The 15,252-nt window shown below is 63.9% G+C and carries 21 protein-coding genes; 7 read left to right on the top strand and 14 right to left on the bottom strand.

What is annotated here, in order from left to right; genetic code table 11:
• Nucleotides 1-18: 18 nt before the first annotated feature.
• A complete protein-coding gene (locus KO516_RS14735) occupies nucleotides 19-612 on the bottom strand; it encodes a lytic transglycosylase (protein WP_216004543.1) in 594 nt (197 codons plus the stop codon).
• 270 nt (nucleotides 613-882) lie between these two features.
• Here KO516_RS14735 and hspQ point away from each other — a divergent pair, with 270 nt between their 5' ends.
• Nucleotides 883-1,209 (top strand): heat shock protein HspQ, encoded by a 327-nt coding sequence (gene hspQ / locus KO516_RS14730; RefSeq protein WP_216004542.1) that lies wholly within the window; start codon nucleotides 883-885, stop codon nucleotides 1,207-1,209.
• A gap of 57 nt (nucleotides 1,210-1,266) precedes the next feature.
• Here the strand turns inward: hspQ and KO516_RS14725 are convergent, their stop codons facing one another.
• The 6 genes from KO516_RS14725 to KO516_RS14700 form a co-directional block, all read right to left on the bottom strand.
• On the bottom strand, nucleotides 1,267-2,310 hold the full coding sequence (locus KO516_RS14725) for a low specificity L-threonine aldolase (RefSeq protein ID WP_216004541.1): 1,044 nt from the start codon (nucleotides 2,308-2,310) through the stop codon (nucleotides 1,267-1,269).
• Nucleotides 2,310-2,780: a YcgN family cysteine cluster protein gene (locus tag KO516_RS14720; RefSeq protein ID WP_216004540.1), complete on the bottom strand. Its 471-nt coding sequence runs from the start codon at nucleotides 2,778-2,780 to the stop codon at nucleotides 2,310-2,312. The genes KO516_RS14725 and KO516_RS14720 overlap by 1 nt, the downstream gene beginning before the upstream one ends.
• A complete protein-coding gene (locus KO516_RS14715) occupies nucleotides 2,777-3,709 on the bottom strand; it encodes a bifunctional riboflavin kinase/FAD synthetase (RefSeq protein ID WP_216004539.1) in 933 nt (310 codons plus the stop codon). Before KO516_RS14715 ends, KO516_RS14720 begins: the two co-directional genes overlap by 4 nt.
• 91 nt (nucleotides 3,710-3,800) lie before the next feature.
• Complete coding sequence (locus KO516_RS14710; protein ID WP_216004538.1) at nucleotides 3,801-4,454, bottom strand: YggS family pyridoxal phosphate-dependent enzyme; 654 nt, start codon at nucleotides 4,452-4,454, stop codon at nucleotides 3,801-3,803.
• Complete coding sequence (locus KO516_RS14705) at nucleotides 4,445-5,902, bottom strand: sulfotransferase (protein ID WP_216004537.1); 1,458 nt, start codon at nucleotides 5,900-5,902, stop codon at nucleotides 4,445-4,447. The genes KO516_RS14710 and KO516_RS14705 overlap by 10 nt, the downstream gene beginning before the upstream one ends.
• Before the next feature lie 96 nt (nucleotides 5,903-5,998).
• On the bottom strand, nucleotides 5,999-6,982 hold the full coding sequence (locus tag KO516_RS14700) for a porin (protein ID WP_216004536.1): 984 nt from the start codon (nucleotides 6,980-6,982) through the stop codon (nucleotides 5,999-6,001).
• A 276-nt stretch (nucleotides 6,983-7,258) separates the two neighbouring features.
• Between KO516_RS14700 and KO516_RS14695 the strand changes: the two genes are divergently transcribed.
• Nucleotides 7,259-7,768, top strand: a complete 510-nt coding sequence (locus KO516_RS14695; RefSeq protein ID WP_371742090.1) for a DUF3576 domain-containing protein — start codon at nucleotides 7,259-7,261, stop codon at nucleotides 7,766-7,768.
• A gap of 20 nt (nucleotides 7,769-7,788) precedes the next feature.
• Here KO516_RS14695 and KO516_RS14690 read toward each other — a convergent pair whose 3' ends face one another.
• Together KO516_RS14690 and KO516_RS14685 are read right to left on the bottom strand one after the other, a co-directional pair.
• Nucleotides 7,789-8,100 (bottom strand): DUF1244 domain-containing protein, encoded by a 312-nt coding sequence (locus KO516_RS14690; protein ID WP_216004535.1) that lies wholly within the window; start codon nucleotides 8,098-8,100, stop codon nucleotides 7,789-7,791.
• Nucleotides 8,101-8,133: 33 nt separating this feature from the next.
• Nucleotides 8,134-8,880, bottom strand: a complete 747-nt coding sequence (locus KO516_RS14685) for an N-formylglutamate amidohydrolase (RefSeq protein WP_216004534.1) — start codon at nucleotides 8,878-8,880, stop codon at nucleotides 8,134-8,136.
• A gap of 53 nt (nucleotides 8,881-8,933) precedes the next feature.
• On the opposite strand from KO516_RS14685, the gene KO516_RS24790 reads away from it, so the two are divergent.
• The 5 genes from KO516_RS24790 to rplT all read left to right on the top strand — a co-directional run bounded on the left by KO516_RS24790 (nucleotide 8,934) and on the right by rplT (nucleotide 11,697).
• Nucleotides 8,934-9,032, top strand: coding sequence for a hypothetical protein (locus KO516_RS24790; RefSeq protein ID WP_216004574.1), 99 nt, complete (start codon nucleotides 8,934-8,936; stop codon nucleotides 9,030-9,032).
• Nucleotides 9,029-10,474, top strand: coding sequence for a pyruvate kinase (gene pyk / locus KO516_RS14675; RefSeq protein ID WP_216004533.1), 1,446 nt, complete (start codon nucleotides 9,029-9,031; stop codon nucleotides 10,472-10,474). The genes KO516_RS24790 and pyk overlap by 4 nt, the downstream gene beginning before the upstream one ends.
• Before the next feature lie 294 nt (nucleotides 10,475-10,768).
• A complete protein-coding gene (locus KO516_RS14670; RefSeq protein ID WP_216004532.1) occupies nucleotides 10,769-10,993 on the top strand; it encodes a hypothetical protein in 225 nt (74 codons plus the stop codon).
• Nucleotides 10,994-11,112: 119 nt separating this feature from the next.
• Nucleotides 11,113-11,313, top strand: a complete 201-nt coding sequence (gene rpmI, locus KO516_RS14665; RefSeq protein WP_092426082.1) for a 50S ribosomal protein L35 — start codon at nucleotides 11,113-11,115, stop codon at nucleotides 11,311-11,313.
• 18 nt (nucleotides 11,314-11,331) lie between these two features.
• The gene (gene rplT / locus KO516_RS14660; protein ID WP_216004531.1) at nucleotides 11,332-11,697 is read left to right on the top strand and encodes a 50S ribosomal protein L20; all 366 of its coding nucleotides are present in this window, start codon (nucleotides 11,332-11,334) and stop codon (nucleotides 11,695-11,697) included.
• A 127-nt stretch (nucleotides 11,698-11,824) separates the two neighbouring features.
• Here rplT and KO516_RS14655 read toward each other — a convergent pair whose 3' ends face one another.
• From KO516_RS14655 to KO516_RS14635, 5 genes are read right to left on the bottom strand one after another with little or no spacing between them, the layout of a single operon-like run.
• On the bottom strand, nucleotides 11,825-12,475 hold the full coding sequence (locus tag KO516_RS14655; RefSeq protein WP_216004530.1) for an energy-coupling factor ABC transporter ATP-binding protein: 651 nt from the start codon (nucleotides 12,473-12,475) through the stop codon (nucleotides 11,825-11,827).
• The gene (gene cbiQ / locus KO516_RS14650; protein ID WP_216004529.1) at nucleotides 12,466-13,254 is read right to left on the bottom strand and encodes a cobalt ECF transporter T component CbiQ; all 789 of its coding nucleotides are present in this window, start codon (nucleotides 13,252-13,254) and stop codon (nucleotides 12,466-12,468) included. Before cbiQ ends, KO516_RS14655 begins: the two co-directional genes overlap by 10 nt.
• A gap of 3 nt (nucleotides 13,255-13,257) precedes the next feature.
• Nucleotides 13,258-13,818, bottom strand: coding sequence for a cobalt ABC transporter permease (locus tag KO516_RS14645; protein WP_216004528.1), 561 nt, complete (start codon nucleotides 13,816-13,818; stop codon nucleotides 13,258-13,260).
• Nucleotides 13,815-14,426: a cobalt transporter CbiM gene (gene cbiM, locus KO516_RS14640; protein ID WP_216004527.1), complete on the bottom strand. Its 612-nt coding sequence runs from the start codon at nucleotides 14,424-14,426 to the stop codon at nucleotides 13,815-13,817. The genes KO516_RS14645 and cbiM overlap by 4 nt, the downstream gene beginning before the upstream one ends.
• A gap of 7 nt (nucleotides 14,427-14,433) precedes the next feature.
• Entirely contained in the window at nucleotides 14,434-15,219 is a 786-nt protein-coding gene (locus tag KO516_RS14635; protein WP_216004526.1) for a DUF4198 domain-containing protein, read from the bottom strand.
• Nucleotides 15,220-15,252: the final 33 nt, after the last annotated feature.

The following is a 15,252-nucleotide window of genomic DNA, read 5'->3' as shown; positions in this document are numbered from 1 at the left end:
GCGGGCGCCGCCCTGCGATCAGCGCGCGGCGCGGCAGGTTGCCAGCTGCACCTGATAGACCAGCGCGCGCTTGCCAACATCGTCGGCCACCCGCACCAGCCACGCCTTGCTGTTGTAGGTGCCGCGCTTATAGCCCGTCCGGCCTTCGTGATAGGCCAGATACTGGTTGCGCGCATCATACTTGCTGATCCCGAGCGAGGCGTTGGTTCCGCTCATGTACCAACCCATGAAATCGACGGCATCGCGGATGTCGTCGCGCCGGGCCCGGCGCTGGCCGGTGTCTTCGAGATATTCATCCCAGGTGCCATCGAGCGCCTGACTGTAGCCGAAGGCTGAGCTTTGCCGCCCATAGGGAATCACCCCAAGCGCATAGCGGAACGGTGTCCGCGCGTCGGAAATGAATTTGCTTTCCTGATAGATCGTCGCCATCTGCACATGCATCGGAACCCCCCATTTGCGCTCTGCGGCGCGGAAGGCGCGGGCGTAATGGGGGCGTTCGTTCAGGATTGCACAGGCGTTTTCCAAATCGCGTGGTGCTGTCCCGTTGCCACCGCCACCCCCGCAGGATGCCGCCAGCAACACGAGCACAAGCGCGCGCAGCCATCTGCTCATCTGCCTCTCGCTCTTCTTGGTTTTTCGCCGTGAATCGGCTTGTCGTTATGGGTTTCTTGCCTTCGGTGACGATACCGCATCAATCCCTCTGATGGAATCGGAATTGCGGCGCGCTCACGCCGCAGGCATACACACGCCGGGCGAATGTCAGCGGAACTGCTCGCCTTTAGGACTGTTGGGTGGGGGAACACAGAGTGTTTCCGCTAAATTATGCCCTAAAGTTGGACTTTCCGCCATAATGATGACAACACTTGGACCAAGAGGTATCTAATGCACACACTCCGCGCAAAATATTATCTGGGCCAGGTCGTTCGCCACCGTAAGCACCCGTTTCGCGGGGTTGTTTTCGATGTCGACCCCGAGTTCAGCAACACCGATGACTGGTACGAGGCGATTCCCGAGGACGCGCGTCCGGTGAAGAACCAGCCGTTCTATCACCTGCTGGCCGAAAACGAGCAGAGCTTTTACGTTGCCTACGTCTCCGAGCAGAATCTGATCGCGGATTACTCCGGCGAGCCGGTGGACCATCCCGACATTGCCGACCTGTTCGGGGCGTTCTCGGACGGCAGCTACCAGCTGCATTTCGCGCTCAACTGATCTGACGCCGACCGGCGTGCCATGGGCTGCCGGTCTGACGCTGGCAGAGAGGCCGCGCTAGATGGCGCGGCCAAGCACGTCAAGAAATTCGGACACCTGCGCCGGCTCCAGCGACCAGTCGCAGACAAGGCGGCCCATCAGTTCCTGTTTCGGGGCTCCGTCGAGCGTTCCCCAGATGTTATAGGCCACGCCCGCATCGTGCAGCGCGCGATGCACCGCACGCGTGGCATCAAAGAACACCATGTTGGCGTGGGTGTCGTGCCGGATGGTCACGCCCATGCCCTTCATCCCCTGCACCAGCTGATCGCCGCGCGCATTGGCGCGCTGCGCGAGATCGGACCAGAGCTCATCGCGCAGATAGGCATCCATCTGCGCCGCAAGGTAGCGATGTTTGGAAAACAGCATCGCGCCGCGCTTACGGCGGTATTCAAACTCTTCCGCCTTGGCAGGATCAAAGATGATCACCGCTTCAACGCCCATCAGCCCGTTCTTGGTGCCGCCGAAGACGCAGATATCGACCCCGGCTTTCCAGCTCATCTCGGCCGGGCTCACCCCCAGCTTGACGGCGGCATTGGCAAACCGCGCCCCGTCCAGATGCACCGGCAGGCCATACTCGCGGGCCACGGCGGTGAGCGCGCGCAGCTCATCCATCGCATAGACGTTGCCGCGCTCGGTCACTTGCGTGATCGACACCGGGCCGCGCTTCGGCCCATGGATGCCACGACTTTCTTCGCCTTCGATGCTGGCGCGCAGCGCCTCGGGCGTCATGCGGTCGGCTCCGGGCACCAGCGTCAGCTTGGCGCCGCCGGTAAAGAATTCCGGCGCGTTGCACTCGTCTTCATGGATATGTGCCACGGGCGAGCAGAACACCGTGCCATAGGGCGGGCAGAGCACTGACAGCGACAGCACGTTCGCCGCCGTGCCGGTGGGCACGAGGTAGACCGCCGCCTCCGGCGCTTCGAACAGATCGCGCAGCCGGTCGGCCACGTCCAGCGACAGCGCGTCGGCACCGTAGCCGCTGACATGGCCGTCATTGGCGCGGGCCATGGCCTCAAATACTTGCGGCGGCACCGGGCCGGAATTGTCGGAGGCAAAGAACATCAGGTCGGCTCCTCGATGATATAGTCTTCCCAGTCGTCGTCATCGATCTCGAATTCGGAAACCGTGCGGCCCTGCATCGAGACCCCGGCGCGATGCACCGAATCCGGGTCGCCCGAGATCAGCGGGTGCCACTTGAACAGAGGCTTGCCTTCCCACAGCAGCTTGTAGGCGCAGGTCTCGGGCATCCAGTACAGGTTGTCTTCCATGTTCGTCGGCTTCAGCACGATGCATTCGGGCACGAACTGGTGGCGGATGGGATATTGCGAGCAGCGGCAGGTCTCGTCATCGAGCAGGCGGCAGGCGACGCAGGTCAGCGCCACCGCGCCGGTGTCTTCGTCTTCGAGCTTGTTGAGACAGCACTTGCCGCAGCCGTCGCACAGCGCTTCCCATTCCTTGTCGCTCATCTTGGTCAGCGGCTTGTTTTCCCAGAAACGGGGGGCAAGGCCGGGGCGGGCGATCGGATCTGTCATAGGGCTGCCAGAATGCCGCGCGCGCGGTCGCAGTCGCGATCCATCTGGGCGACAAGCGCCTCGAGCCCGTCGAACTTCTGTTCGGGGCGCAGATAGTCGACCAGCCCGACCGACAGGGTCGCGCCGTAAAGATCGCCCGAGAAGTCGAACAGGAAGGTTTCGAGATTCGGGGTGTTCTCGCCGAACATCGGGCGCACCCCCATCGAGGCGGCGCCGTGATACTGCCCCTTGTGCGGGCCGTTCATCACCTCGACCAGGACGGCGTAGACGCCCAGTTTTGGCTGGTGCAGCCCGTCGATCGACATGTTGGCGGTGGGATAGCCCAGCACGCGGCCACGCTGTTCGCCGCCGATCACCACGCCTTCGATGCGGTGCCAGTGGCCAAGCTGCGCGGCGGCATCGCGGGGGCGGCCATCGCTCAGCGCCTGCCGGATCGCGGTGGAGCTGACGCGGGTCTCGCCTTGGGCCAGCAGGTCGGCGATGGTGACGCCAAAGCCCATCTCGTCACCAAAGGCGCGCAAGGCGTCGGTGGTGCCCGCGCGGTCATGGCCAAAGCAGAAATCGGCCCCGACCACGACATGGCTCAGGCCCAGCCCATCGGCGATGACGTTCTGGGCAAATTCACGCGGGGTCAGCGAGGCCAGCGCCGCGTTGAAATTCAGCTCATACAGCCGATCGACGCCGAGCTTTTCCAGACGGCTGAGCCGCGCCTGCGGTGACATCAGGCGGAACGGCGGCAATGTGGGCGCGAAATATTCACGCGGATGTGGCTCGAAGGTCAGCACGCCAAGAGGCGCATCGCCGCCCATCTTGCGCGCAAGGCCGATCACGGCCTGATGACCAATGTGCACACCGTCGAAGTTGCCGATGGCGACGCTGGCGCCCCGGTCCTGATCTTCGACGAACTGGTAGTCTCGTACGATCCGCATGGGCCAAGCCCTAGCCGCGCCCGCGCGCAGGCGCAAGTCGCCAGCGGCGGCTTTGATCATACGCACACAAGCTATGCCGAAGCTCTGGGCATCAGCTGTAGTCGCGTTCTCCGAAGATCGCCGAGCCGACGCGCACATGGGTTGCCCCGAGTGCGATGGCCTCTTCGAAATCCGAACTCATGCCCATCGACAGCCCGGCCAGCCCGTTGCGCTCTGCGATCTTGCGCAGCAGGGCAAAATGCAGCGAGGGTGTCTCATGCACCGGCGGGATGCACATCAAGCCAACCACCGGCAGATCAAGCGCGCGGGCCTCGGCGATGAAGGCATCGGCATCTGCGGGCAGCACCCCGGCCTTTTGCTCCTCTTCGCCGGTGTTCACCTGAAGGAACAGATCGGGGCAGGCGCCGGTTTCCTGCGCCAGCCGGGCAAGGGTCTGCGCCAGCTTGGGGCGGTCGACCGAATGAATGGCCGAGAACAGCTCCATCGCGGCGCGGGCCTTGTTGGTCTGAAGCGGGCCGAGCAGATGCACCTGCACGCCGTCGTAGCGCTGCATGAACTCGGGCCATTTGCCCTGCGCTTCCTGCACCTTGTTTTCACCGAACAGGCGGTGGCCCTGATCCAGCACCGCCTCGACGCGGGCGTTCGGCTGCACCTTACTGACAGCGATCAGCTGCACGTCTTCGGCGTTGCGCTCGGCGGCGGCGCAGGCTTTGGCGATGCGCTCGCGAATGTCGGTCAGTCCCATGGATCGTCTCCCCAGGCCCGGATAAAGGGCGCCAGTTGCTGTTCATACTTCTGCCAGCCGCGGGCGCGGCCGGCGTGGATCGGCTGGCGCACCTGCGCCACGCTCAGCGTCTTGACCGCGGCGCTGCTGTTTTGCGGCGCAAGGCAGGCGTCCTGCCATTCCAGCCCGGCCGCCGCGATCAAAGCGCGCGATTGCGGTTCTGGATCGGTCACGAGGTCTTCGTAACGGATCTGGTGAATCACCCCGGGCAGGGCGGTCTGCCACTGCGCCACGATGGCGCGAAAGCGTTTGATGCTATGGGCCAGATCGGCCAGATCGTTGCCGTATCTATGGGTGCCGGTGACGAAATGGTTGCGCCAGATCGACAGGGCAATGTCGCGCGGATCGCGCTGCACCACGACAAAGCGCGCATCCGGCATCGCGGCGTGCAGCAGGCCGATCACCAGATAGGACAAGATCGACTTGTCGGTGATCACCGGGGATTCGCCGGGCACGTCGCGGCGGGCAAGCCTGCGATAGCGCTCGGCAAAGGCGCGCATCTTTGCGGCGTCGGTGATCGGTTGCATCGCCTCGCCAGCGCCGAAGACCTGATAGGACAGGCGCAGCGCATGGCCGAGCTCTCCGCCCGCGCCGACGCTGGAATGGGCCGACAGGATACGCTCGACAAGGGTGGTGCCCGAGCGTGGCATCCCGGTGACAAAGATCGGAGCGGGTGCGCCGCTGGCCGTGCCTTGGGGCAGGGCGGATTGCGCCGCGATCACCGCGTCGAATTCGCGATCCTGCGCGGCAGAGTCAAACGGCGCGGCCTCGCGCTGGGCGGCATTGGCGCGCGACCAGCAGGCAAAGGCGCGGGCCGGATCGCCGGTTTCATCCAGCGCCTTGCCAAGCGCATAGCCAAGATGCACCCGTTGATCGGGCGCCAGATCCTTGCGCGCCCAGAGCTGTTCCATCGCTTTGAGAAGCGGATCGCCTGGCGGGGTTTTGCGCGCGGCCAGAAAAATGCGATACAGCTGCGCCTCGCGCGGGTGGGCGCGGATCAGCTTGCGAAAGATCGCCTCGGCCTCGTCAAAACGGCCGAGCAATTGCAGGGTATGGGCCTTGTCGGCGCGCGCCTTCACGGCCTGACCGGGCAAGGCGGCCAGCGCATCGTAGAGCGGCAGCGCCTCGTCTGCGGCGCCAAGTGCGCGAAATCGCTCGGCGGCGTGGATCAGTAGCTTGGCGTTGGCCGGTGCGCGCTGCGCGGCGCGGCGCAGATGCGACAGGCAGGCATCGCGGTCGCCCTCTTCATAGGCGATGCGAGACAAATGAAACGGGGTGTCGGCGCTGGTGGTATCGACAAGGTCGATCTGTTGCAGCGCGGTCTTGGCCTGCGCGAGCTGTCCGCGCGCCATGGCGCTTGCAGCCTGCTGGCGCAGGGTGGCGAGGCGCTGGGGAGAAAGCGGCAACATGGGGTCGGCTCCGGTCGGCTATGCGCCCTGTGGGTCGCACAAAAGAAAAGAGCGGGCAATGCCCGCTCTTCCCTCGTATCTGTATCTCGTGAGAGATCAGAAGGACATCGCCAGACCCAGCGAGTAGGTGTTGACTTCGTCGGAGAACGAGTCGCCGTCCGAGTGGCCATAACCAAACTTGGCCGAGAGACCGCCGCCGAGGTCGTAGGAAGCTGCGAGACCGTAGCCGTTGTCTTCGTAACCGTCGCCGTAGTCGAACTTACCCCAGTTGAAGCCAACTGCCAGTGCGTTCATCTCGTAGCCAAGGCCGAGACCCCAGTGGGTGATGTCGTCCGAGCGGCCGTCGACGTCGGTGAGCGAGTAGTCCATGCCGGCGGAGAAGCCGCCGCCGAAGCTACCAACAACACCGAAGCCGGTGGTTGCTGCGGCGTCGTCAAGCGCCTGATAGGCGAGACCAGCGGTCAGGTCGACAGTCGAGATCATGCCGCTGTAACCAACGCCGAGACCCCAGATGGTGTCGCCGCCGGAGACGTCTGCGCCGTCTGCAACCTGCTCAGCCGACAGCGAGAAGGTGAATGCGTCGTAGGCGTAGTCGAGGCGAGCGATCTGACCGTCGCCGTAACCGTCGAGGCCGTATGCAGCTGCAACGCCAGCAAAGGATGCGCCACCGTCTGCGTGCTGGAAACCAGCGTGGATGGTTTCGTCGTCAGCCAGCGAGCCGCCTGCAAGCGCCATCTCGGGGACGATTTTGTCCAGCGCGCCGTCGGTGTCACCCATGGTGAGGGTCATGCCGCCGAAGCTGATGAACATGTTCTCGCCGCCCTGAACGGCGGGGTTTTCGAAGTCGGCCGAAAGCTCGGAATCGGTTGCTTCGTCGAGGTCGATGGTCGCGCCGAAGGTCAGACCGTTGTCTGCTTCACCGGTCATGGTGAAGGTGACGTCGAGGTCGGTGAAGAACTGCGTGTCAGCTTGGTTGCCGCCAAAGACACCCATTTCGGCGGAGCCGGTCAGTGCAACATCAGCCGAAGCGACGCCTGCGGTCGCGACCAGTGCGGTAGTCGCAAACAGAATCTTTTTCATTGTTTCCCTCATGTGTTCGTAAGGCACGTCTCAATCCGGGTTGCCCGGCCTTGATGTGCCTCTCTATGCGCCCCGGGGCCTTGGGTTGGCAACTGATGCCGGGGTGGGCCCGGCAACAAGCTAGGCAGTGATGCGATTCTGCCACAACGGTTTTTGTCCCTTGCGAGGGCCTGCGCGGCGGGCAAGCCATTGACGACTTGTCGCGCCCGCGGCGCATGGGTATGCAGGGAGCAGATTTACGGACCGGACGGGCAGGAGCTTGGGCGAATGACTTTGATGCGTGACATGGCGAGGCTGTCGCTTCTTTGCGGGATGCTGGCGCTGGCAGGCTGCGGCTGGTTCGACCGGAAGGGCGACGATACGCTGGTCGTGCCGCCGGGCAACGCCGAAACATCGCAGCGGATCATCGAAGAAGAGATCTATGGCCGCGAGGGCAAGCCGACCTCGACGATCTGGGACATCTTCAAGGCGCGCGAGGATGCGGGCAAGGTTGGCGCGGTCAACCGCTACATCTGGGATGCGTCGCTGGATGTGCTGGATTTCCTGCCGGTGGAATCGGTCGATCCGTTCACCGGGGTGATCATCACCGGCTACGGCACGCCTCCGGGCGGCGGGCAGGCCTATCGCGCCACGATCTATGTCTCCGATCCGGCGCTGGACGCCCGCTCGCTCAACGTGGCGCTGATGTCGCGCTCGGGGCCAGTTGCGGCGGCGACCACGCGCACGGTCGAGGATGCCATTCTGACCCGTGCCCGCCAACTGCGCCAGCAGGACAGCAAGCTGTAAGCCTGCTGCCCCGCGGGGCGTTACTTCTTTAGGACATTTTCGTCGAAGGCCGTCTTGAAGGCGGCCTTTTTCGCGTCGTCCGCTTCGGTCTGGTTCTGCGCGCGCCACTGATCATAAGGCATACCGTAATAGATCTCGCGCGCCTCGTCCTTGGCGATCTCGATGCCGCGCTCGGCGGCGGCCTCCTGATACCAGCGTGACAGGCAGTTGCGGCAGAATCCGGCGAGGTTCATCAGATCGATGTTCTGCACATCGGGGCGATCTTCCATCAGGTGCTGGCGCAGTCTGCGGAAAGCCGCGGCTTCGATTTCGGTGCGGGTTGCGTCGTCCATCGGGGTCTCCTTGTGGATGTCAGGGGCAGGGTGTCAAGGGGCGACCGCGTCCAGCGCGGCCTGCAGATGCGGGGCCAGCCTGCGGCCCCATGCCTGCTGCGCCTCTGGCTCGGCGATCAGGTCGCTGCGCAGTTCAAGCAGGGTGTTGTTGCGCCCGTGGCGCAGGGCATGGCGGTGAACCGCATCGCCGGGCAGATGGCCGGGGTAGGGCTGGTTACGCCCGACGCGCTCGGGGCCAAGATCCGGCTCGGCGCTCAGCTGCGCGATCAGCGGATCCGACAGGCGCGAATCCCATGCATGCAGAATGCCAACATGCCACGGGCGGGGGCCCCGGCCCCGCAATTGCGGCGTAAAGGAATGCACCGCGATCAGGGCGATGTCATGCCGCCCCGCCGCCATCCGCTCGATCGCGGCATGGTAGGGGTGCCAGTAGGCATCGAGCCTGCGCGCCTTTTCGCCCGCATCGGCATGGCGGTTTCCCGGAATGATCGAGCCGTCATACAGCCGCATCAACAGCGTCGGGTCGTCTTCGCCGCGGTTCGGGTCGATCACCAGTCGCGAGAAATTCGACGCCACCAGTGGCGCGTCAAGCGCCTGTGCCAGCGCCCGCGCCGTGCCAAGGGCGCCTATATCATAGGCGATGTGCCGCGCCATGTCCGCCTCGGGCAAGCCGAGGCTTCCCCCGAGGTCGGGCGGTACGGTATTCGTGGCGTGATCACAGGTGACCAGAAAGCGACTTTTCCGGTCCTCTCCTTCTATCGTGCAGGGTGTATAAGTCATGGTATCCGTCGTGCTGCTGTGCCTTGGATTAGAGCAGTTGCACGACAAATGGAATTGCGCGATACCTCGATGCGAGCGTTAGCGGTAACGCGTTCAGCGTTGAACAATCACGAAGCGCCCGGTACCGACCGGGCAGGGGAGACGGAAGATGAGACGACTGCGCAAAGTCAAGATCGTGGCCACGCTCGGCCCGGCGAGCAACACCTACGAGATGATCCGGACGCTGCACGAGGCCGGCGCCGACGTCTTCCGCCTCAACATGAGCCACGGCACCCACGACGACATCACCAAGATGCACCGCCTGATCCGTCAGGTGGAAAAGGATCTGGACAGCCCGATCGCCATTCTGGCCGACCTTCAGGGGCCGAAGCTGCGCGTGGGCGAATTTGCCAACAAGGAAGAAGAGCTGGAATGGGGCGAGACCTTCCGGCTTGATCTCGACCCGGCGCCCGGCACGAAAAAGCGCGTTTGCCTGCCGCATCCCGAAATCTTCGCGGCGCTTGGCGTCGGGGCGCATCTGCTGGTGAACGACGGCAAGATCCGCCTGCGGGTCGAGGAATGCGGCAAGGATTTCGCCAATTGCGTCGTCGAGGCGGGGGGCACGATTTCCAACCGCAAGGGCGTGAACGTGCCCGACGTGCTGCTGCCGCTGGCGGCGCTGTCCGAGAAAGACCGCAAGGATCTGGAATTCGCCGCCGCGCTTGGTGTCGACTGGCTGGCGCTCAGCTTTGTGCAGCGCCCCGAAGACGTGATCGAGGCCCGCAAGCTGGCCGATGGCCGCGCCGCGATCCTGTCGAAGATCGAAAAGCCTTCGGCGGTGAAGAGCTTCGCCGAGATTCTCGAAGTTTCCGACGGGGTGATGGTTGCGCGGGGCGATCTGGGCGTCGAGCTGCCGGTGCATTCGGTGCCGCCGATCCAGAAGCAGCTGATCCGCATGTGCCGCAAGGCGGGCAAGCCGGTGATCGTTGCGACGCAGATGCTGGAATCGATGATCGAAAGCCCGATGCCGACCCGAGCCGAGGTTTCGGACGTGGCGACCGCCATCTACGAGGGCGCCGATGCGGTGATGCTGTCGGCGGAATCCGCCGCCGGGCAATACCCGGTCGAGGCGGTGACCACGATGAACAACACCGCCATCGCCGTCGAGAATGACCCCACCTACACCGAGGTCATGGAAGCCAGCCGCAACATCGATAAGAAGAGCATTGCCGATGGCATCGTTGCCGCCGCCCGTGAGATCGCGGAATCGGGCAACATCAAGGTGATCTGCTGCTTTACCTCGTCGGGCACCACGGTCGCCAAGGTGGCGCGCGAGCGGCCCCGCGTGCCGATCATCGCCATGACCTCGCTGCGGGGCACCGCACGGCGGCTGTCGCTGACTTGGGGGGTGAATTGCGTGATGACCGGAGAGCTGGAACGCTTCAAGCAGGCGGTGGTGAATGCCGCCCGTGCGGCGCGCGCGCAGGGCTATGCCGGCACCGAGGACCAGATTGTCGTGACCGCCGGTGTGCCCTTCAACATGCCCGGCACCACCAACATCCTGCGCGTGGCGCCCTGCAACGAACGGCTGATCTACACCACCGATCCCGAGTGATGCGCGGATTCATCTAAAACTGGGGCGCTCCGGACATGGTGACGGGGCGCCCCATCCTTGACCGCCGCCTTCCGCGACCAAGGCGGATCAAGAGACCGGCGTGCCGTCACCTCGGGGTGGTTTCGCGATCCGGCCTGGCCCTGCGGCTATGCCGAGGCTTTGAACCAATTTCTCAATTATCCAGCTGCCATCCCTCGGCACAGCCTGCCCTGTCGATCGGCAAAGCGGCGGGACGGGTGTCGCCAGAAAGGCGCCCGTGCTAGGCTGGCGTTAAACCTGACAGGGCGTGGATTGATGCAGCCAGACCAATATCTTGTGCTCGGGCTTTTCCTCGTGGCGATTTCGATTCCCGCAATCATTTCCGCATGGTCCGACGGGCAGGCCCCGCGCGTCGGGGCGGTGGTGGCGGTGGCCGGGCTTGCGGTGCTGTTGTATGGCAACCTGCAGGCGCCCGGAGGCTATCGCCTCGCCGACATTCCCGAGGCGATCTATGGCGTCATTGCGCAGGTGATCCGCTAGACGATAGCGCCTCTTGCATCGCAGGGCGCACCGCCTTATAGGAGCGCTTCCTACCGTGTGGCCGGCCCGAAGTGGCATGCCGAGTCGCGCGTTCACCGCAGTACGTCAAGGAGACGGAAATGCCCAAGATGAAGACCAAGTCGAGCGCCAAGAAGCGCTTCAAGGTGACAGCGACCGGCAAGATCGTCGCAGGTCAGGCCGGCAAGCGCCACGGCATGATCAAGCGCACCACCAAGTTCATCCGCGACGCGCGCGGCACCACCACGCTGTCGGCCCCCGACGCCAAGATCGTCAAGGGCTATATGCCCTACGACCGCTGAACGAAGGAGAGCTGACAAATGGCACGAGTCAAAGGTGGTACGGTTACCCACGCCCGTCACAAGAAGGTCCTCGATCAGGCAAAAGGCTATTATGGCCGCCGCAAGAGCACCTTCAAGGTTGCAGCCCAGGCCGTCGACAAGGCCAACCAGTACGCGACCCGCGACCGCAAGAACCGCAAGCGCAACTTCCGCGCCCTGTGGATCCAGCGGATCAATGCGGCCGTTCGCTCGCATGACGAGGCTCTGACCTACTCCAAGTTCATCAACGGTCTGACCAAGGCCGGGATCGAGGTTGACCGCAAGGTTCTCGCCGATCTCGCCGTGCACGAGCCCGAAGCATTCGGTGCCATCGTGGAGCAGGCAAAGGGCGCGCTGGCTGCCTGAGCCAAGCCCCTGTGAGCAGATTGAAACCGCGCCGGGACCCCGGCGCGGTTTTTTCATGTCGATAGACCGGATGAGCCATCTTGCGGCAGAACTGCCGCGGTTAAACGGCCATCCCGAACAGACAGCATCAGACGGGATGGACAAGACCGTCGCGGATTTCGACCTCTGCGCTGGTGATCTGTGCCCGGAATTCGGCAGAGTGGCTGACCAGAAGGATCGCCTGAGGCAGCGCTTGCAGAATGTCGATCAGCCGCGCCTCGTTCTCGGGGTCCAGCCCATTCGTCGGCTCGTCCAGCAACAGCACCTCTGGCTGCATCGCCAGAACGGTTGCCAGTGTCACCAGACGTTTTTCGCCGCCCGACAGCTTGTGGGTGATGCGGTCGCGCAAATGGGTGAGCCGAAGGACCGACAGCAGCGCGTCGACGATCTTCAGCGCCTCGGCTTTTGATTTGCCAAGGTTCAGCGGGCCAAAGGCGATGTCCTCGGCGACGGTGGGGCAGAAAAGCTGGTCGTCGGCATCCTGAAACACCAACCCGATGCGGCGCCGGACCTCGTGAAAGTCGGACTCGCGTGCGCGCGACTGGCCAAAGGCGCGCACCACGCCGCGCTGCGGTGTCTGAAGCCCAAGGATCACCCGCAGCAGCGTGGATTTGCCCGAGCCGTTCGGCCCAATCAAGGACAGGCGCTGGCCCGAAAGCAATCGCAAACCCGCCCCCGACAGGATCGCAGCCTGCCCCGGATAGCGGATATGGATATCCTCAAGCTCGATCAATGCCATGCGATTTCCAGACAAATCAGAAGACCCAATGCGCCCGCGAACACCGTTGCAAACCGGCGATCCTTCGCCGTCAGGGTAAAATCCTGCAACAGGTGGAAGCGCCCGGAAAAGCCGCGGCATTTCATCGCCTGCAAGATCCGTTCGGACCGTTCGATCGCGCGCACCAGCATCATTCCGACCAGATAGCCGAAACTGCGATAGCTGTGCCAGTTGGTGCCGGGGCGAAAGCCGCGCACCTTCATCGCGGCGCGCAGGCGCAGGTATTCCTCGCGCAGAACCTCGATATAGCGGATCGTGAACATCAGCAGATGTACCAGCGTTTCGGGCAGGCGCAGCGCGTGCAGCGCGTGGCCCAGCGTCACTGGCTCCATTGTGCCGACTAGTGTCATCAGCGCAAGGATCACCGCATTGGCGGTCAGCGCGATGTCCACGCCCTGCCACAGCCCCTGCCACGTGGCGGGCATGCCCCACAGAATGAACATTGGATCGCCCGGCACGGTGAAGGGCAAAAACAGCACCATGAAGACAATGAAGCTGTCCATCATCGCCATGCGCTTCAGGGTTGCCCGCAACGGCAGGCCCGACAGGACCAAAAGCCCAAGCGACAGGCCCATCGCGATCCCCAGCGTCATCAGCGATGACAGCCCCACCACCACGATGGCGAACAGGATGGCGGCCAGAATGCGCAGTCGTGGATCGATGCTGCCGATCAAGCCTGCAATGCGGCGGCTGCCGGGGTGTGTCAAAGTCGTTTCATTCGGTCCAAGCGCATGTGCCACGCGTCAAGCCGCCAGCTTGCGGCGCGCCGCTAGATAAAAGCCCAAGCCGAAAAGCCCTGCGATATAGCCGATGCCGCCAAGGATCGTCTGAAGCCCGGTGTGCTCTTTGTAGGCGGCGATCTCACGGCGCAGGGGGCGGATTTCGTTGCGCACGGCCTCGGCGATGGCCTGCCGCTCGGCGTTGCTCAGCGCGGATGAGGGGGGCGCGGTTTCCGTGACCTCTGCGCTTTTTATGGGCGCGAGGCCAAGGATTGCGGCCACCTCATCGGCGGGCATCGTCACCTCGGCCAGATGGCCTGCGCCCAGATCGGCGCGGAACAGATGGGCGATTGGCTGCGTCGGGACAAAGGTAAAGAACCCGTCCGCATCGGTGATCGCCTGCCCCAGCTCAGTGCCATCCGGCCCAAGCACCAGAACCTGCGCTTCGACGGCCATGTCGCCATTCGAAAAGCCGATTTCGCCCTCGATCGCGCTTCCGGCGGCAAACACGCCCGCGATCACCTTATGGGCCAGCGCCGGCGCAGGGCCGATGATCAACGCCAATGCAACTATCAGGGCTTTCATGCGGAGGCTCCGGTCTGGAACAATTCGGGTTTGACCTGACGGGCCAGCAGCACGGCAAAGCCGGTCAGCACCGCTTCGATGGCCATGACCGGGATATGGGCAAAGAAAACCAGTCTTGCTGCGGGCAGGAATGCGTCACCCGACAGCGCCAGCGCCGCAGCGACCATTGCCGTGGTGGCCGCGATGGCAAAACCCCCGCCGATGCCGCCCCAGATCGCCCCCGCCAGCGGCGAGCCACGCCCGATCAGCCGCCCGAACAGCATCCAGGCCAGCACCGCGGGCAGCGCGATGTTCACCGTGTTGGCCCCAAGCACCGTCACCCCGCCAAAGCCAAAGAACACCGTCTGCAACAAAAGGCCGACAAACAGCGCCGGAAACGCCGCCCAGCCCAGCAAGATCCCGGCCAGACCGTTCAGGATAAGATGCACCGAAGACGGCCCGATGGGCACATGGATCAGCGAGGCCACAAAGAAACTGGCCGAAAGCACCCCCGCGGCAGGGATGCGTTCCAGTGTCAGGCTGCGCAAGCCAAGCGCGATGCCACCCGCCGCAGCAAACGCCCCGGCGATCACCACAGGATTGGACAGCGCGCCATCTACGATATGCATGGCAAGATCACTCCATGTCCCAGGCGCGGATCCAGATCACCGCATCCTGGCTCAGGTTCTTGCCGTCATGTTCGCTGGCAGGGCCGGTTCCCAGCGCGGCAAAGCCCCAATACCCGGCCTTGGGGATCCCAAAGGTGAAATAACCACTGGCATCGGATATGGCGACGATGGTCCCCCCCGGCATGGCGCCGACAACCGGCGCGCTAGAGGCTGCGCTGTCCATGTCGGGTTCGGCCGCCATGTATTCGATTTCGATCTCGGCGCCCGCAACCGGCTGGCCATTGGCCAGAACCTGCCCGGTAAAGGTGGACCCGGCGAGGATATTATAGGGTTTGTTCAGGGGCAGGATTTCGGTGGGCAGCCCGACCGGGGTCATCCAGTCGGTCGGCAATCCGTTGCGGTTCAGGAACGCCTTGGTGATCTGCTGGATGTAAAGATCCTCGGAGGCCTCGTAATAGGGCGTGGGCACCGTGACCAGAACGTAATCGCCCGAGCGTTTCACCGGCACATGCCCCTTGAAGGCATCGCCACTGTTTTCACCGCCGGTGAAGGGCACGGGCGTCAGCGTGTCGATCAGGTCGGTCCGCTCGCCATTATGGATCACGTAGAATTCCTGCGGAAGCGCCATGTCCATCACATGCCCGTTGTCCATCGGGTGCCAGAAGATCAGCTTGACCGGCACATCGCCGGGCCGCTCGATCATGGTCTGCGTGGTGTATTCCAGCAGGAAATGCGCCGAGGCCATCGCAGGCAGGCATAGCGCAATGGCACTGGCAATCAGGGTCTTTTTCATCGATCCGTCCCGTTTATGGCGCCACACCCGGCG

The sequence above is a fragment of the Citreicella sp. C3M06 genome, from assembly GCF_018860705.1.
Taxonomy (GTDB): Bacteria; Pseudomonadota; Alphaproteobacteria; order Rhodobacterales; family Rhodobacteraceae; genus Salipiger.
This window is presented reverse-complemented; position numbering and strand designations above follow the sequence as displayed.

Bases quoted from the DNA above. Each gene is read 5' to 3' on its own strand.
- KO516_RS14700 (WP_216004536.1), bottom strand. From the start codon at position 6,982: ATGAAAAAGATTCTGTTTGCGACTACCGCACTGGTCGCGACCGCAGGC.
- KO516_RS14685 (WP_216004534.1), bottom strand. From the start codon at position 8,880: ATGACTTATACACCCTGCACGATAGAAGGAGAGGACCGGAAAAGTCGC.
- KO516_RS14710 (WP_216004538.1), bottom strand. From the start codon at position 4,454: ATGGGACTGACCGACATTCGCGAGCGCATCGCCAAAGCCTGCGCCGCC.
- KO516_RS14690 (WP_216004535.1), bottom strand. From the start codon at position 8,100: ATGGACGACGCAACCCGCACCGAAATCGAAGCCGCGGCTTTCCGCAGA.
- KO516_RS14720 (WP_216004540.1), bottom strand. From the start codon at position 2,780: ATGACAGATCCGATCGCCCGCCCCGGCCTTGCCCCCCGTTTCTGGGAA.
- KO516_RS14705 (WP_216004537.1), bottom strand. From the start codon at position 5,902: ATGTTGCCGCTTTCTCCCCAGCGCCTCGCCACCCTGCGCCAGCAGGCT.
- KO516_RS14725 (WP_216004541.1), bottom strand. From the start codon at position 2,310: ATGTTCTTTGCCTCCGACAATTCCGGCCCGGTGCCGCCGCAAGTATTT.
- pyk (WP_216004533.1), top strand. From the start codon at position 9,029: ATGAGACGACTGCGCAAAGTCAAGATCGTGGCCACGCTCGGCCCGGCG.
- KO516_RS14695 (WP_371742090.1), top strand. From the start codon at position 7,259: ATGCGTGACATGGCGAGGCTGTCGCTTCTTTGCGGGATGCTGGCGCTG.
- hspQ (WP_216004542.1), top strand. From the start codon at position 883: ATGCACACACTCCGCGCAAAATATTATCTGGGCCAGGTCGTTCGCCAC.
- KO516_RS14715 (WP_216004539.1), bottom strand. From the start codon at position 3,709: ATGCGGATCGTACGAGACTACCAGTTCGTCGAAGATCAGGACCGGGGC.
- KO516_RS14635 (WP_216004526.1), bottom strand. From the start codon at position 15,219: ATGAAAAAGACCCTGATTGCCAGTGCCATTGCGCTATGCCTGCCTGCG.
- KO516_RS14735 (WP_216004543.1), bottom strand. From the start codon at position 612: ATGAGCAGATGGCTGCGCGCGCTTGTGCTCGTGTTGCTGGCGGCATCC.
- KO516_RS14655 (WP_216004530.1), bottom strand. From the start codon at position 12,475: ATGGCATTGATCGAGCTTGAGGATATCCATATCCGCTATCCGGGGCAG.
- cbiM (WP_216004527.1), bottom strand. From the start codon at position 14,426: ATGCATATCGTAGATGGCGCGCTGTCCAATCCTGTGGTGATCGCCGGG.
- KO516_RS14670 (WP_216004532.1), top strand. From the start codon at position 10,769: ATGCAGCCAGACCAATATCTTGTGCTCGGGCTTTTCCTCGTGGCGATT.
- rpmI (WP_092426082.1), top strand. From the start codon at position 11,113: ATGCCCAAGATGAAGACCAAGTCGAGCGCCAAGAAGCGCTTCAAGGTG.
- rplT (WP_216004531.1), top strand. From the start codon at position 11,332: ATGGCACGAGTCAAAGGTGGTACGGTTACCCACGCCCGTCACAAGAAG.
- KO516_RS14645 (WP_216004528.1), bottom strand. From the start codon at position 13,818: ATGAAAGCCCTGATAGTTGCATTGGCGTTGATCATCGGCCCTGCGCCG.